12 protein-coding genes are annotated in these 15,315 nt (G+C 72.1%); 3 read left to right on the top strand and 9 right to left on the bottom strand.

Features of this window, described 5'->3' with window-relative positions:
- Positions 1-98: 98 nt before the first annotated feature.
- Positions 99-1,775 carry a bifunctional metallophosphatase/5'-nucleotidase gene (locus ACGWYJ_RS26010; protein WP_395108944.1) on the top strand — a complete coding sequence of 559 codons (1,677 nt, stop codon included), beginning with the start codon at positions 99-101 and terminating at the stop codon, positions 1,773-1,775.
- A 71-nt stretch (positions 1,776-1,846) separates the two neighbouring features.
- Here ACGWYJ_RS26010 and ACGWYJ_RS26005 read toward each other — a convergent pair whose 3' ends face one another.
- From ACGWYJ_RS26005 to ACGWYJ_RS25985, 5 genes are all read right to left on the bottom strand, one after another.
- Entirely contained in the window at positions 1,847-2,872 is a 1,026-nt protein-coding gene (locus ACGWYJ_RS26005) for an inorganic phosphate transporter (RefSeq protein WP_395108976.1), read from the bottom strand.
- Between the two features lie 182 nt (positions 2,873-3,054).
- Positions 3,055-3,672 carry a DUF47 domain-containing protein gene (locus ACGWYJ_RS26000; RefSeq protein ID WP_395108943.1) on the bottom strand — a complete coding sequence of 206 codons (618 nt, stop codon included), beginning with the start codon at positions 3,670-3,672 and terminating at the stop codon, positions 3,055-3,057.
- 457 nt (positions 3,673-4,129) lie between these two features.
- A complete protein-coding gene (locus ACGWYJ_RS25995) occupies positions 4,130-4,345 on the bottom strand; it encodes a hypothetical protein (RefSeq protein ID WP_285699075.1) in 216 nt (71 codons plus the stop codon).
- Positions 4,346-4,470: 125 nt separating this feature from the next.
- Entirely contained in the window at positions 4,471-8,442 is a 3,972-nt protein-coding gene (locus tag ACGWYJ_RS25990) for a hypothetical protein (RefSeq protein ID WP_395108942.1), read from the bottom strand.
- Positions 8,443-8,529: 87 nt separating this feature from the next.
- Positions 8,530-9,051, bottom strand: a complete 522-nt coding sequence (locus ACGWYJ_RS25985; RefSeq protein WP_395108975.1) for a gamma carbonic anhydrase family protein — start codon at positions 9,049-9,051, stop codon at positions 8,530-8,532.
- A gap of 436 nt (positions 9,052-9,487) precedes the next feature.
- On the opposite strand from ACGWYJ_RS25985, the gene ACGWYJ_RS25980 reads away from it, so the two are divergent.
- Positions 9,488-10,684 carry a DivIVA domain-containing protein gene (locus tag ACGWYJ_RS25980; RefSeq protein WP_395108941.1) on the top strand — a complete coding sequence of 399 codons (1,197 nt, stop codon included), beginning with the start codon at positions 9,488-9,490 and terminating at the stop codon, positions 10,682-10,684.
- A gap of 92 nt (positions 10,685-10,776) precedes the next feature.
- Positions 10,777-11,310, top strand: a complete 534-nt coding sequence (gene def / locus ACGWYJ_RS25975) for a peptide deformylase (RefSeq protein ID WP_395108940.1) — start codon at positions 10,777-10,779, stop codon at positions 11,308-11,310.
- 12 nt (positions 11,311-11,322) lie between these two features.
- Here def and arfB read toward each other — a convergent pair whose 3' ends face one another.
- From arfB to ACGWYJ_RS25955, 4 genes are all read right to left on the bottom strand, one after another.
- Positions 11,323-11,748: an alternative ribosome rescue aminoacyl-tRNA hydrolase ArfB gene (arfB, locus tag ACGWYJ_RS25970; protein ID WP_395108939.1), complete on the bottom strand. Its 426-nt coding sequence runs from the start codon at positions 11,746-11,748 to the stop codon at positions 11,323-11,325.
- Positions 11,749-11,929: 181 nt separating this feature from the next.
- Entirely contained in the window at positions 11,930-12,934 is a 1,005-nt protein-coding gene (locus tag ACGWYJ_RS25965; RefSeq protein ID WP_395108938.1) for a S1C family serine protease, read from the bottom strand.
- Positions 12,935-13,066: 132 nt separating this feature from the next.
- Entirely contained in the window at positions 13,067-14,551 is a 1,485-nt protein-coding gene (locus tag ACGWYJ_RS25960; protein WP_395108937.1) for a sensor histidine kinase, read from the bottom strand.
- A complete protein-coding gene (locus tag ACGWYJ_RS25955) occupies positions 14,551-15,279 on the bottom strand; it encodes a response regulator transcription factor (protein WP_395108936.1) in 729 nt (242 codons plus the stop codon). The genes ACGWYJ_RS25960 and ACGWYJ_RS25955 overlap by 1 nt, the downstream gene beginning before the upstream one ends.
- Positions 15,280-15,315: the final 36 nt, after the last annotated feature.

The following is a 15,315-nucleotide window of genomic DNA, read 5'->3' as shown; positions in this document are numbered from 1 at the left end:
CGCACGGGGACGATGCCCGGCGGCTCCTGGCAGAACCGTCACGAAAACGTCATGTGGCCGCCGGACGACCGTAGTCGAGCCCCTTCTACGGTGCGGGAATGACTCGACGACGGATCCTCATGGCGTGCGGGACCGCGGTCGTCGCCGCGGTGGCGGTGGCGGCGCAACCCGCCTCCGCCGGCCCGGCGCCCACCGCGTCCGTGCGGCTGCTGTCCCTGAACGACTTCCACGGCAACCTGGAACCGCCGACCGGAAGCTCGGGCACGGCCATCGACGAGAACGGCGCGTCCGTACCGGCCGGAGGCGCCGCCTACGTGGCCGCCCACCTCAAGCGGCTGGCCGGCCGCGACACGCTGACCGTGGCGCAGGGCGACCTGATCGGCGCGTCCCCGCTGATCTCCGCCGCGTTCCACGACGAACCCTCGGTCGACTTCCTCGGCCGGGTGGGGGTCACCGCGTCCGCGGTCGGCAACCACGAGTTCGACGAAGGCCAGGACGAGCTGCGCCGGATCCAGAACGGCGGCTGCCACCCCGTCGACGGCTGCTCCCCCGCCGGGAAATGGAAGGGCGCCAAGTTCGACTACCTGGCGGCCAACGTCCTGCGCAAGAACCACAAGCCCATCCTCAAGCCCTGGACGATCCGCCACGTCAACGGCGTGCGGGTCGGATTCATCGGGGTCGTCACCAAGACCACGCCGACCATCGTCACGCCCCAGGGCATCCAGGGCCTGACCTTCGACGACGAGGTCAGGGCCGCCAACCGGGCCGCGGCCGAACTCAAGAAGCGCCACGTGAAGTCGATCGTCCTGCTCGTCCACGAGGGCGACCAGGTCCCGTCCGGCCAGCGCCCCGACGCCTGCGGCGTGGAGCCCGGCGCGGGAACGCGGATCGCCAGGGACGCCGACCCGGAGATCGACGTCGTGCTGTCCGGGCACACCCACCAGCAGTACGTGTGCACCGTCACCGACCCGAAGGGCAAGCCGAGGCTCTACTCCTCCGGCTCCTCCTTCGGACGGGTCATCACCCAGGTCGACTTCAAGGTGAACCGGCGCACCGGGGACGTCGTCCGCTCCTCCCTGAAGGGCGACAACCACGTGGTGACCCGGACCATCCCGCCGGACCCGGCGACCGAGGCGTTCGTCCAGACCTGGAGGGACCGGGTCGCCGAACGCGCCGGCCGGCCGATCGGCACCATCACCGCCGACCTCACCCGCGCCCCGTCCCCGTCCGGCGAGACCGCGCTCGGCGACGTGATCGCCGACGCCCAGCTGGAGTCCATGAAGGGCGAAGGCGCCCAGATCGCGCTGATGAACCCCGGCGGCGTCCGCGCCGACCTGACCTTCGCCGCCGGCGGCTCCGAGGGCGACGGCGTGGTCACCTACGGCGAGGCGTTCCAGGTGCAGCCGTTCAGCAACCTGATGGGCGTCGTCACCCTCACGGGCGCCCAACTGGACGCCCTGCTCGAACAGCAGTGGACCAGCGCGGGCGAGAAGATCCTGCAACCCTCCTCCACGCTGCGCTTCACCATCGACCGCGGCCGCCCCGTCGGGGACCGTGTCTCGGGCATCACCGTGGACGGCACCCCCGTCGACCCGGCCGCGTCCTACCGGGTCGCCGCCAACAACTTCCTGCTGGGCGGCGGCGACGGCTTCACGGTCTTCACCGAAGGCACCGACCAGGTCCTCGGCCCGATCGACCTGGACGCCTTCGTCGCCTACATGACCGCCAACTCCCCGATCTCACCCCCACCCCTGACCCGCATCTCAGGGGAGTAAGAGTGACCCCGGTGTAGGGGCTCCGCCCCTACACCGGGGTCTTCGCCCCTTGTCCCCGCGCGGGGCGTGGCTTATGCCCCGAAGAGATGGACCAGCCAGTAGACCAGGGCGGCTACTGAGGCGGCCATGGGCATGGTGAGGACCCAAGCGGTGACGATGTTGCCCGCCACGCCCCAACGGACGGCCGACAGGCGTTTGGTGGCGCCCACGCCCATGATCGATGAGGTGATGGTGTGGGTGGTGGAGATTGGAGCGTGCCAGAAGTACGCGGTCGCGTACAAGATCATCGAGGCGGTCGCTTCGGCGGCGAAGCCCTTGGGCGGGTCGAGTTCGATCACGCGGCGGCCCAGGGTCCGCATGATGCGCCAGCCGCCCGCGTACGTGCCGAGCGACAGTGCGCCGGCACAGGAGACGATCACCCACAGCGGGACGCCTTGGCCGTCGGAGTGCCCGGTGGTGACGAGCGCCAGCACGATGATGCCCATGGTCTTCTGGGCGTCCTGGAGGCCGTGGCCGAGGGCCATCGACGCGGCGGACACCGACTGGGCGATGCGGAAGCGGCGGCCGACCCGGCTGGGCTGGGCCCGCCGGAAGATCCACAGGATCGCCACCATCACCAGGTAGGCGAGGCAGAACCCGGCCACCGGGGACAGCACCATGGGGATGGCGACCTTCTCGGCGACCGTGGTCCAGCTCACCGAGGACGCCGACGCGAGCCCCGCGCCCACCACGCCGCCGATGAGGGCGTGGGAGGACGAGGAGGGCAGCCCGAAGTACCAGGTGATCAGGTTCCAGGTGATCGCGCCGAGGACGCCGGCGGCGACCACGGTGAGGCCGTGCAGCCCCGTCGGCGGGGTGATCACCTCGCTGACGGTCTTGGCCACCTCGACGCCCAGCAGCGCGCCGATCAGGTTCATCACGGCGGCCATCAGCAGCGCCGCGCGGGGTGTCAGGGCCCGGGTGGACACCGAGGTGGCGATGGCGTTGGCCGCGTCGTGGAAGCCGTTGGTGTAGTCGAAGACCAGCGCGACCACGACGACCAGGATGAGCACGGCGAGCTGCGCGTCCGAGCGGAGCCCCAGCGCGCCGGCCAGCATGACCAGCAGCACGCCGACCAGCAGGACGGGCCAGAACTTGACCGGGCCGCGGCGGGCCTGTTCGGCGAGGGAGGGTTCGGCGGCGGGACGGCCCGCGACGATGGTCGCGCCGTCCCCCGGCTCGTCCTCCGGGGTCGCGGGACGGGGGTCCGGCGGCGCGCTGCGCACCTCTCCGGACGAGCTCATGATTCCTTGACCGCGATGGTCTCGACCGTGTTGGCCACGTGCTCGAAGGCGTCGGCGGCCTCCTCCAGCCGGTCGATGACCTCCTTCAGCTTCATCACCGTCAGCGCGTCGTACTCGCCGCCGTACAGGTGGGCCAGCAGCTTGCGGTACGCCTGGTCGCCCTGGTTCTCGAGCCGGTTGATCTCGATCCAGTACTCGTTGAGCTCCTTCATGGAGCGCAGCCGCGGCATCGCCTCGGCGGTGAGCTCGGCGGCGCGTTCGAGCACCTCGACCATCGACACGATGCCCTTGGGGAACTCCTCGATCTTGTAGAGCACGACCAGGTCGGCGGCCTCCTCCATCTCGTCCATCACGTCGTCGATCGTGGAGGCCAGGCGGTAGATGTCCTCACGGTCGAACGGGGTGATGAACGTTTCGTTCAGCCGCCGCATGATCGCGTGGGTGCACTCGTCGCCCGCGTGCTCGCAGGCGCGCATCTTCTCCGCGATCGCCTCCCTGTCGCTGCCGTCGCTGATGAGCTCCACGAGCAGCCTGGCTCCCGTCACCAGGTTGTTCGCCGAGTCGGCGAACATGTCGTAGAAGCTGTCCTCGCGAGGCGTGAGACGCAATCGCACGTCGTACTCCTGAAGTGCCGGAACGGTCCGGTGAGGATCGTAGGCGCAACCAGGCGTAAAAAGAACCTTTGCCCCATCTTCGGCTGGTGTCCGCCGACCTCTCACCTACAAGGGTGCCCTAGCGGCATCAATGCACACACGCGGGACACCTCCGGTCCGGAGCCCGCAGGCCCTATGGCGCCGGGGTTCCGGGCGTCTCCGGCCCCGCCGGTCACCCTGGGTGACCGCTCCTGACCCAGGAGGAACATAGGTGAGATTTTTAACATTCCGGCTACTTCAGGGATCGGGACCCCCGTCCTAGGCCGATCGGGACCGATCTAGGACACATCCAAAGGAATCGGGAGACACGGTCCTCCCGGGGGGACCAACCGGGGGCCTACCGGGGACCAAGGGGGACGTCCGGCGCACAGGGGGGAGCCGGGGGCGCCTTCTCGGGCGGCCCCGGCCCGCTGCGGTATCACTGGTCCTGCGGCGACAGCTCGCGACGACCGGCCTCACCGGAACGCACCCCGAGCACCATGTCGATCTCATCCAGCGTCAGCGGCCCCTCGGACGCCGCCACGGCGCTGAGCATCTCGGCATAGAGCTCGATCTCGTCCAGCGCGACCCGGTCGTGGACGCGAACATCAAAGATCTGTTGGCACACCGCGTCCACCTCCGTTCGTTCCCCCACACCCCTACCGAGGCTACGCGCACACCCCCCGCGGGCACATGACCCAAGAGGGCCATTCGCGGACCACTCTGGTCACGGGTCTTCCCGGCCATGGAGCCGGATAGCGAACTATCTCCCGATGGTCACTAGCGCTGCCGGAAATCGCCCATCATCTGCTCCAGCGGCGACTCCGGCAGATCGCGGGCGGTCAGCCGGGCCACGGTGGCGGCGTTGACGTCCGCCCCGGCCAGCCGGGCCGCCTGCCGGGCCACGGTCTGCTCGAACAGCGCCCGGACGGTACGGGCGAACGCGAAGCCCGGGTCGCCGCGAAGCCGCTCGAACCGGGACATCAGCTCGACCCGCAGCTCCTCGTCCAGGGTGTAGAGATCGCGCTCGGCGTAGGACTGGAACAGGCGGACGAGGTCCCGGTCGCCCATGCCCTCGAACTCCAGCGTCCGCTGGAACTCGTCGCGGAACGCCGGGTTGCCCGCCAGGAAGCCCTCCATTTCCGGGGCCAGTCCCGAGCACACCACCATGAGCCGCCGGCCTCGCCGGCGCATGGCCCGCAGCAGCTCGTTCACCACGGCGGGCACGCGGTCCAGCAGGTGCGCCTCCTGGACCAGCAGGACGCCGCCCAGCGCCTGCTCGACCATGCCCGCGACCCGCCTCTCGACGTCGAGCTGGTCGCGGCCGGCCAGATGGACGGGACGGCACGCCACCACGTGCCCGGAGTCCAGCAGGCCGAGCGCCGCGTAGATGCCGCCGAGCAGCCCGGCCACGGTCGTCTTCCCGGTGCCCGACGGGCCCAGGAAGATCAGGTGCAGGGGACGCCCGCCGCCCACGCCGTGCCGGGCGCGGTCGGCCTCCAGCACGGCCGCCTCCGCCAGCTCCCGTACGGCCTCCTTGACCTCCTCCAGACCGATCAGCTGGTCGAGCCGGGCCAGGTAGCCGTCGATGTCGCCGGGCGGGCGCAGCGCGGGCTCGATGCCCTCGGCGACGCCGGTGAGGTCGTCGGGCGTCAGGACCAGCCGATCCCTGGACGCGCCGCCCGCGCGTTCGAGGTGGCGCTGGCAGGCGAGGTCGAGGTACGCCTCGACGAGCCGCGCGTTCACCAGGTCGCCGGGCCCGCGCAGCCGTTGCAGGTCCTCCCTGGCGACCTCCAGCGCGGACGCGCCGATGGTGACGCGCCGCTCGTCGGCCAGCAGGTGCAGCAGCGTCATCCGGCGGTCGGGGTCGCCGAAGTCGGGCAACCGGTACACCCGGAACACCTCGACAAGGCGCGGATGCTCTTGCAGCAGCCTCTTGTAGGCGGCCGGCTCGCAGGTCGCGATCAGCGGCGCGGAGGTGGCGGGCAGGCGGCGGGCGCGGCGCACCGCCGCCGCGGCGGCGGCCGGGTCGGCGGCCGAGGTGACCGCCACGTCCAGCCGCTCGAACAGGATGGCGGGGCCCTGCCGGCCCAGCAGCTCGGGGAGGCGCTGGGCCGCCGCGTCCCGGACGTCGCCGGCGTCATGGGCGCGGATCGACCCGTCCCCGATCCCGGCGTCGGCGAGCGTCAGCGCGATCAGCCTGGCCAGGCGGCGCTGCCCGCTGTGCGGGGCGCCGACGATCAGCACGTTGGGCACGCCGGAGTTGGGTCCCGGGGCGCGGCCCCCTGCGCCGCCGTCGGCCCGCGTCATCCCGCCGGCGCCGCCGTCCAGGCGGGTGGCGGGCCCGGCGCCGCCGTCCAGGACGGTCTCGGGTCCGCTGTCCGCGCGGGTCTGGTCCAGAGCGGCTCCGGGTGACTGCCACTCCTGGACCTGGGCGCGCAGGCCGTCGAGGAGCTGGGCGGCGTCCTGCGCTCCGGAGATGAAGCTGATGCCGAACCGCGCGAAGGAACGCGGCTCCGACCTGTCGCGCGGGGGCGGAATCTTCTCGACGGGCGTCTCCGGCGAGGGCGTGTCGTCGAGGAAGTCGAAGTTGCCGACCATGGTCTCCGACATGACCCGCGTACCGGAGCCGAGGTCGCCCCCCTGCCCTCCGGGGGCGGGCGGCGTCGGAGCCCTCTGGTCCTCTGGCGGCTCTTCCAGGTCCCCTGGACCCAGTACGCGCGTGCGTGGGCGCTCCTGAGGCTCTGGCGGCTGCTGAGGCGGACCCTGCGGCGGGCCCTGCGGTGGACCCTGTGGTGGTCCCTGTGGCGGGACGGGAGGGCCCTGCTGGGACGGCTGAGCCGGAGATGGGGGCGGTTGCGCAGGTCCTGACGGCTGGTACCCGAGCTGGGTGTAGGGCGGAACGTGGTCCGCTTCCGCCTTCTGCTCTTCGAGGGACGCCGGGACGGGTGGGCTCGGAGGCGGCGGAGTCGGCGTGGACGGGCTCGGGACCGGCGGAACGGCAGGAGCCGGCGAAGCGACGGGGCTCGGCGGGGCGGCGGGGCTCGGGGGGACGACGGGGGGCGGTGGAGCGGCGGGGGCGGGGGTCGGACGCTGGAAGCCCAGTTCCGTGTATGGCGGGGCGGCGGCCTTGTCGTCACGGTCCTCGCCGGGGGCGGCAGGGGAGGCGAACCCTGCCGCAGGCGGCTGCTGGGACGCGGGCTGGGCGGGCGGTTGGACGAAGGGACGGTCCGGTTGCGGCGGAGGCGGAACGGCTTGACCGGCGCCAGGAGGGAACCCGGGCTGCGACTGCGCCGCGTACGGCGACGGCGAAGCGGGCTGCACCGGTGGTGGGGGCGCAGTGGTGGACGTACGGGCGGACGCGCGAACACGATCGCGTCCCAGAAGGGAGGCGGCCACCGCGCTCGGCACCGGGAACCCCCTGGGACGCGCGGGCATCCCACCGGCCAGCCTGCACCAGGCCAGGTCCAGTTCGTACATCGTGGCCAGCAGGGTCTCCGCGCCCTTCCCGGTGACCGAGCTCAAAGGGCTGGAGAGGCGGAAGTCCTTCGGCCAGAGGCGCCTCAGCGGGTGGCCGTTCTGCTGGAGCACCGCCTGGACGGTGTAGCGGACCTCGGGGTCCAGCCAAGGGACCACCGTGCCCGCCACGTCTTTGCGTACTACGGCGAGGTCGGCGGCCAGCAACGCGGCGGCGACCAGCCGGGGCTCGATGTAGGACGGGTCGGCGGGGTTCCCAGCGTGCCGCGCCACCTCTTCGGAAAGGGCGTAGAAGGCGTGCCGGAAGTTGTCCCCTGGCGAGCTTTCGTTGCGCAGCGCGGGCACGAGGTTGGGCGGGCAGCGGGTGAGCCACTGCTGCACAATGGCCTGGTCCCCGTACGGGAGCGCGCCATAGTCCACGGTGGGGTTGCTCAGGGTGGTGCTGAGCATGGCCAGGAGGGCGTCGGCGCGCACACGGAAACGCTTGTCCTCGCGTAGGGCGCTGGCCACGGCCCACATCGTCCGCAACACGACCACCGCGGCCTCGACACGTCCGGCCCGAAGCCGTTCCGCGTAGATGCCGACCAGCGTTTCGAGGGGTGGCGGGGTGAGCCAGCGGGGACCGTCCACCTCGGGCAGCGGCTTGGCGCGGTACTGCTTCCAGTGGTCGAGCATCTGCGCGTCCATGCGCGCGTCGAACACCGGTGCCGTCGAGCACCACAGCATCACGCCCCAGGAGGCCACCACCGTGGATGGGGTCTGCGGTGTGAAGTCCTTCGACCAGTGGGGGTACTCCTGGACGGGCAGCGCGGCAGCGGAGTCGACCGTGGCGCGTACCCGGAGGCTCAGATCGTTGTCCAGGGGGCGTCCGACGAACGGACGCGGGCGCGGCGGCGCGTAGGAGAAGTCGGGACCCGCTGGCACGACATGGGGCGGCAGCGGGGGCGCGGGGCCGCCCCCTTGGGCGGCGGGCCGGGCCGCCATGCGCACCTGGGGCGCGCGGGGTGGCGGGCAGAGGTACCACTGCTGGTCCGAGGGGTGCAGGCGGTACCACCGGGCCCACGCCCCGAAAAGCCACCAGGTGCCGTCGGGCAGGACGAGAACGCGCCCACCGATGGCGTGCTGGCGCTGGTGAGGCGCTGCCGACGGCCACCATCCGGCCGCCACCATCGCCCTCGTGTCACGCTCCGCCGCCGCGAACGGATCCTCCCCCATCGCGGGCCCCATCGAGGGGTTGGGCGGCGGCGCGCTCCCATAGCCCGGTCCCCACACCACGTGGTCATCGTAGTCAGACGGCGGGCGGCAGAACCTCCCATGACCACGGATGATTCACGTTATCGCAGGTCAAAAGGGGTCATTCGGTCAGGTCCAGCGGGCGGAGCGGTGCCGCGCGGCCTTCCGCACGTACGAGTCCGGCGTGTGTTCGAGAACGAGCCGGTCGTCCTCGCCGAGCTCGCGGACCACCTTGCCGGGCACGCCGGCGACCAGCACCCCGGACGGGATCTTCTTGCCCGGCGGCACCAGCGCCCCGGCGGCGACCAGCGTCCCGGATCCGATCCTGGCGCCGTTCATGACGATCGCGCCGATCCCGATGAGCGAGCCCGTCTCCACGTGGGCGCCGTGCACCATGGCCTTGTGGCCGAGGCTGACCCGGTCCTCCAGGACGGCCGGGGTGCCGGGATCGGCGTGCAGGCAGCACAGGTCCTGGATGTTGCATTCGTCGCCGACCACGATCTCCTCGTCGTCGCCGCGCAGCACCGATCCGTACCAGACGTTGGACGCGCGCCCCAGCGTCACCCGGCCGACCACCACCGCACCCGGCGCGACCCACGCCTCAGGGTGGATCCTCGGCGCGTCTTCGCCCAACGCTCCGCGATAGCTCATACCGTGATGGCTCATACCGTTCTCGATGCCGCCCTCGCTCATGAGGCCGATGGTAGGGGGACGGCGGAACCCCGTTCCGCGGAGGGGTGCCCGGCGGTGCCCGGCGGGCGGGCCGCCGGTAGGTTGCCCCATGGCCGTAGGCGCGAAATGTCCCAAAATCGTGTGACTTCGAGTCGTGGTCCGGACGAAGAAACTGCAGCGAGAAGAGGCATTCCGGTTGCGCGAATGGGGTGGACCGGACAAGAGTCGACCCTGGATGTTCAAGTTGAGACGGAGCCCGCCGTGACGCCCGCGGCCGTGTCGCCCGGACACGCGCGGCGCCCGGACGGTCCCGGCCCTGTAAGAGCCTGTCCCACACTGCCAGTACTGGTTCCAGACCCGGTGCTGTCTCCGACCCTGACGGGGTGATATCCCCGCCAACGACCCCCAAGGCACCATGAGCAACGAAGCCGAGATCCTGCCGAACCTCCTCCGCGAGGAAACCTTCGAGATCGTCATGCGCGGCTACAACCGCCGCCAGGTCGACGAGTACATCGCCCGCAGCCAGAACCAGATCCGCGAGCTGGAGACCAGGCTCGCCCGCGCCCTCGACGACGTGGAGCGCACCCGCCGGGAGATGGCCGAGGTCCGCGAGGCCCGCAAGCCCACCGGCGACGATCTGTCCGACCGGCTGCGGCAGATCATCAACCTGGCCGAGGACGAGGCCAAGGACAAGGTCGCCGAGGCCGAGAGCAAGGGCGCGCAGATCCGCAAGGACGCCGAGGCCGAGTCCAAGCGGATCATCGAGGACGCCCGCGCGCACGCCGACCGCGACCTCGCGCAGGCCGAGCAGAAGGCCGAGCAGGTGCTGGCGGCGGCGAAGAAGGAGTCGGACAGCGTCCTGAACACCGCCACCCAGGAGGCCGAGCACATGGTGACCAGCGCCCGGCTGGAGGCCGAGCGCACGCTCACCACCGCCGAGCGCCGGGCCAGCGTGATCAACGAGGGCGCCACCCAGCGGCTCACCCAGCTGACCAAGAACCACACCCAGGCGCTGCAGCGGCTCACCGAGATCAGCGAGACCCTGGTGCGGCTGCTGACCGCCGAGAACGAGGCGGGCCCGCTGGAGAAGATGGTCGAGGACGCCGTCCGGCAGCACGCCGGCCCGCCCCCGTCGGCGCCGCAGCGCAAGGCCCCCGCGCCCTCCGCCCAGGCCCCGGCGCCCAAGCAGGCGGCCCCGGCGTCCGCGCCCGCCGCCCCCGCCAAGCACGCCGCCACCCCGTCGCCGTCCCCGGCCCCGTCGGCATCGTCTTCGTCGCCCTCGCCGTCTTCGTCGCCGTCCTCGGGCACGCAGGCCCCGTCAGGGCCCAGGCACGCGGCCCCGTCGCCGTCCGCGGGCTCGCCGTCCGGCGGGCAGCCGTCCGCGCCGTCCGGCCCCTCTCAGGGGCCGCTCTCCGGTCCCGGGACCGGCTCCGCGCCCGGCGAGCAGCACCCGCTGAAGAAGGCCGAGTCCACGCTGATCGACAAGCCGGGCCCGCAGATCCCGACCCAGCCCAAGAGCGCCCCCGCGGTCGACCCGGGCGACCCGGACGACGGCCCGCTGCCTCCGTCCGGCCGCGGCGCGCACGGTGGCGGCCACGGCGAGACGCACTGACACCACGCCACGCGATGTGTGCGGTGCCCGGTGATCAACCGGGCACCGCACACGCGTTTATGGCCTCTTCGCTGCTTCTATAGGCTTTTCGCGTGAGCAAGCCGGAAGCGGCCCGTGGGCGGGGCACGGTGCGTCCCGTCCGGCGGCTGGGCGACCCTGTCCTGCGCACCGAGTGCGACCCCGTCCGCGCGTTCGACGCCTCCCTGGAACGCCTTATCGACGACATGTTCGCCTCCATGTACGAGGCGAACGGCGCCGGGCTCGCGGCCAACCAGATCGGCGTCCCGCTGCGGGTCTTCGTCTACGACTGCAAGGACGACGAGGGACGACGTCATGTCGGCCACGTCGTCAACCCCACGCTGGTCGCGGCGGACGGCGACACGCTCGAAGAGCCGGAGGGCTGCCTGTCCCTCCCCGGCCTCAACTTCCCCACGCCCCGGTACGCGCACGCGGTGGTCGAGGGCGTCGACGTGAAGGGCGAGCCGGTCCGCGTCGAGGGCACCGGCTACTTCGCCCGCTGCCTGCAACACGAGACGGGGCATCTGCGCGGCCAGGTCTACATCGACGTCCTGTCCGGTGAGGCCCGCCGCGAGGCCATGCGCGCCATCCGCGGCGGCCGCGTCTGACCCGCCGGGACGTCAGGACCAGCGGCCGGAGCGCTGGCGCTTGATCTCGGAGCGGCGGCGCTTGTTCTCCAGGCGGCGTTCCTTGACGGCCCGGGGCACCTTCCTGGGGATCCGCCTCTTCGGCGGGGGCGCGATGGCGTCCGAGAGGAGCGAGATGAGGCGGGCGCGGGCCGCGTCGCGGTTGCGGGCCTGCGAGCGGTACTCCTCGGCCCGGATCGTCAGGACACCGTCCGACAGCCTCCTTGCCAGGCGCTCCAGCGCCCGCCGCTTGTACGGCTCGGGCAGCGAGGGCGAGCCGGCGACGTCGAAGGACAACTCGGCCGCGGTCGCGCTGGTGTTGACGTGCTGGCCGCCCGGCCCCGAGGAACGGGAGAAACGCCAGCGCAACTCGGACTCCGGGATGGAGACCGAGCCGCGTATGGGAAGGTCGCCGGGCATACCCCCGATTATCCCCGCTGCCCGTGGATCATGCCTTCCCATTTCCCGCGGCTGACCCTCCGGCCGACCCCACGGCGACGCCCGGTGGCCCCAAGAACGTGGATTGGCGGCCACGCAAGGCCCCCTTGACCTCGCATAGCCGCCGCTTCTTTACCTTCCCCCCGTCCCCCCGTGGGATGTTCTAGCCGGCCCGGATGATCGACTGGGCGGCCTTACGGGCGTCGTTGATCGGGATCGCGAAGCCCACCCCGATGTTGCCCGAGTCGTTGCCGGACGTGGCGATCGCGGTGTTGATCCCGACCACCTGCCCGGCCCCGTTGACCAGCGCGCCGCCCGAGTTGCCCGGGTTGATCGCCGCATCGGTCTGAATCGCGTTGGCGATCACGCCGCTCTCCCGCTCGGTCAGCCGCTGGCGCAGGAACGGCGGCACCTGCCGCGGCCCGTCGTCCTCCTGGACGTTCCGGCCCAGCGCGCTGACGATGCCCGCGGTCACCGAGCCGTCGAGGCCGAGCGGGCTGCCCACCGCCAGCACCGTGTCGCCCACCGCGAGCGCGTCGCTGTTCCCCAGCGAGGCCGGCTTGAGCCCCGACACACCCGACGCCTTGACCACCGCGATGTCGATGTCGTCGGAGGCGCCGACGACCTCGGCGGGCGCGGTCCGGCCGTCGCTGAACCTGACCTTGACCCGGTCCGCGTTCGCGACGACATGGCGGTTGGTCATGATCGTCCCGTTGGCGTCGATGATGACGCCGGAGCCGCCGGCGGTGCCCGCCCCCGATTGGGCCGTGATGGAGACCACGCTCGGCTCCACCGCCGCCGCGACCTGCGCGATCGTGGCCCCCTGCCGCACCCCCGTCACCGGCGCCGAGCTGCCCACGACGGGCTCGTCACCGTTCAGCGCGACCACGGCCGCCGCCCCCACGCTTCCGGCGCCGAGCGCGATCGCCACCACCGCCGCCGCCGCCGCGACCTTCCGGCGCAGCCCCCATCCGGTGTACGCAGGGGGAGCGGCGGGGGCGCCGGTGGATCCGTACCCCTGCCCCTGCCAGGCGCCGTGGTTCGGCGGGTAGCCGCCGTGGGGCGTGTGAGGGGCCGGTCGCCCCTGTGGACCGGCCCATCGCTGCCCGCTCTGGTGCGGTTCCTGTCCCTGCCGTGGTTCCTGTTCGTTCGGAAATTCGCCGCTCATGCGATCCCCCTGACCTTCTCACCTTCAGGTTGTCCACTTCGTCTGTAATCGACCTGGAATCAAGCTGAAAGTCCGCTGAATAGCCCGGAGTCCGGATCGCCAGGCCAGGACGCGCCTTCAGGTCGCGCGGGCTCAGGTGGCGAGCGGCAGGATGACGCGGAAGACGGCTCCCTCACCTGGGGCCGAGTCCACCTCGACGCGTCCCTCGTGCGCCGCGACCAGGGCCGCGACGATGGCCAGGCCGAGCCCGGTGCTGCCGTCCTCACGGCCCCGGGACGGGTTGACGCGGTAGAAGCGCTCGAAGACCCGCTCGGCCTGTTCCGGCGACAGCCCAGGCCCCTCGTCGGCCACCTCGCACACCACCGCGGGCGTCGCCCCCAGGGATCCGGGGCGCAGCCGTACCGTCACCCGCGTGCCGGGCGGTGTGTGGGTGACCGCGTTGGTCAGCAGGTTGCCGAGCACCTGCCGCAGCCTTGGCTCGTCCCCGAGCACCTGGTACGCCACGCCGCCCTCGACCGACAGCTCGATCGGGTGCTCGGACGCGACCATGCGGGCCTCCTGGACGGCGTCGGCGGCGACCGCGAGCAGGTCCACCGGGGCCTTCTCGATCGGGCGCTGCTGGTCGAGCCGGGCGAGCAGCAGCAGGTCCTCCACCAGGAGGCCCATCCGCTCGGCGGTCTCCTCGATCCGCCCGATCAGCCGGTCCAGCTCCTCGGGGGTACGGGCGGCGCCCTGCCGGTAGAACTCGGCGAAGCCACGGATCGCGGTGAGCGGCGTCCGCAGCTCATGGCTGGCGTCGGCCACGAACCGCCGCATCCGCTCCTCCGAGCGCCGCGCGGTCTCCTCGGATCGGCGCGCGTTCTCCTCGGACCACCGCGCCGCGGTCTCCGACTGCGCGCGCGCCTGGAACGCCGACTCGATCTGCGCGAGCATGCTGTTGAGCGACCGGCCGAGCCGTCCGACCTCGGTACGGGAGTCGGCCTCGGGCACCCGCTGGGACAGGTCGCCCGCCGCGATCGCCCCGGCGGTCTGCTCGATCGCCGCCAGCGGGCGCAGGCTGGCCCGCACCACCCAGACCCCGACCGCGGCCAGCACCGTCACCACCACCAGGCCCACGATCACATCGATCACGATCAGCCGGCTGACGGTGCGCTCGACCTCGTCCAGGCTCAGCCCGAGCACCACGAGACCGCCTTCGGGCAGCGGCTGCGCGATCACCCGCCAGGGCGCGCCCGAGCCGGCCTGGGACGGGACGGTGAACGGCTCCCCGAGCCGCCGTTCCAGGTCCGCGGGCAGGCGGGGGCTGCCGGAGGCGGCGAACGGCGGGATGTAGTCGACCCGGCGCCCGGCCTCGTTCTCCACCATCACGAACATCTCGGCGGGCACCCGCACCCGCTGGGCGGGCAGGCCGCGCTGCCCGACGATCTCGTCGATCACCCGTTCGGTGTTGGTGACGAGCTGGTCGTCGGACCGGCCGACCAGGTACTGGCTGAGCACCGAGACGCTGGCGCCGCTCATCACGGCCAGGCCGAGCGCCACCAGCACCAGCATGCCCGCGATCAGCTTGACCCGCAGCGGCGTGCGTTCCGGCAGTGCGCGCAGCGCCTCGAACGCCATCAGCGCCTGTCCGGCGGCAATCGCAGCACGTACCCCACCCCCCGCAAGGTGTGGATCAGCCGGGGCTCGGTGTTGTCGACCTTGCGGCGCAGCGCCGAGACGTACGACTCGACGATGCCGACGTCACCGCCGAAGTCGTAGTTCCACACGTGGTCGAGGATCTGGGGCTTGGACAGCACCCGGCCGGCGTTGGCCATCAGGTAGCGCAGCAGCTTGAACTCGGTCGGCGACAGCTGGACGGGACGCCCGCCGCGCCACACCTCGTGGCTGTCCTCGTCCAGCTCGATGTCGGCGAAGACCATCCGCGGCGTGGGTTCGCGGGCGCCGCCCCTGACCCGCCGCAGCACGGCGCGGATCCGCGCGATGACCTCCTCCAGGCTGAACGGCTTGGTGACGTAGTCGTCGCCGCCGATGGTCAGCCCCTTGATGCGGTCCTGGACGGCGTCGCGGGCGGTGAGGAACAGCACCGGGGTGTGGTCGCCGCCCGAGCGCAGCCGCCGCGCCACGTCGAACCCGTCGATGTCGGGCAGCATCACGTCCAGCACGATCAGGTCGGGCCTGCGCCGCCGCGCCGCCTGCACCGCGTCCGCCCCGTTGGTCGCGGTGATCACCTCGAAGCCGGCGAAGCGCAGGCTGCCGGCCAGCAGCTCCAGGATGTTCGGCTCGTCCTCGACGACGAGCAGGAGCCCTTCGGGCGTCCTGCCCGCGTACGCCGTGCGTTCCGCCACGGTCAGCCCTCCTCCGCCATCCTCACCGAGGGTGCC

Origin of the sequence: Actinomadura sp. SCN-SB, assembly GCF_043906805.1 — a bacterium.
Lineage (GTDB): Bacteria > Actinomycetota > Actinomycetes > Streptosporangiales > Streptosporangiaceae > Spirillospora.
The sequence above is the reverse complement of the archived record's forward strand: the minus strand, read 5'-3'. Positions and strand labels throughout refer to the sequence as shown.

Coding starts and splice junctions, on each gene's coding strand:
- ACGWYJ_RS26005 (WP_395108976.1), bottom strand. CDS start 2,872: ATGCTGGCCGGCGCGCTGGGGCTCCGCTCGGACGCGCAGCTCGCCGTG.
- ACGWYJ_RS25980 (WP_395108941.1), top strand. CDS start 9,488: ATGAGCAACGAAGCCGAGATCCTGCCGAACCTCCTCCGCGAGGAAACC.
- ACGWYJ_RS26010 (WP_395108944.1), top strand. CDS start 99: ATGACTCGACGACGGATCCTCATGGCGTGCGGGACCGCGGTCGTCGCC.
- ACGWYJ_RS25965 (WP_395108938.1), bottom strand. CDS start 12,934: ATGAGCGGCGAATTTCCGAACGAACAGGAACCACGGCAGGGACAGGAA.
- ACGWYJ_RS25985 (WP_395108975.1), bottom strand. CDS start 9,051: ATGAGCTATCGCGGAGCGTTGGGCGAAGACGCGCCGAGGATCCACCCT.
- arfB (WP_395108939.1), bottom strand. CDS start 11,748: ATGCCCGGCGACCTTCCCATACGCGGCTCGGTCTCCATCCCGGAGTCC.
- ACGWYJ_RS25960 (WP_395108937.1), bottom strand. CDS start 14,551: ATGGCGTTCGAGGCGCTGCGCGCACTGCCGGAACGCACGCCGCTGCGG.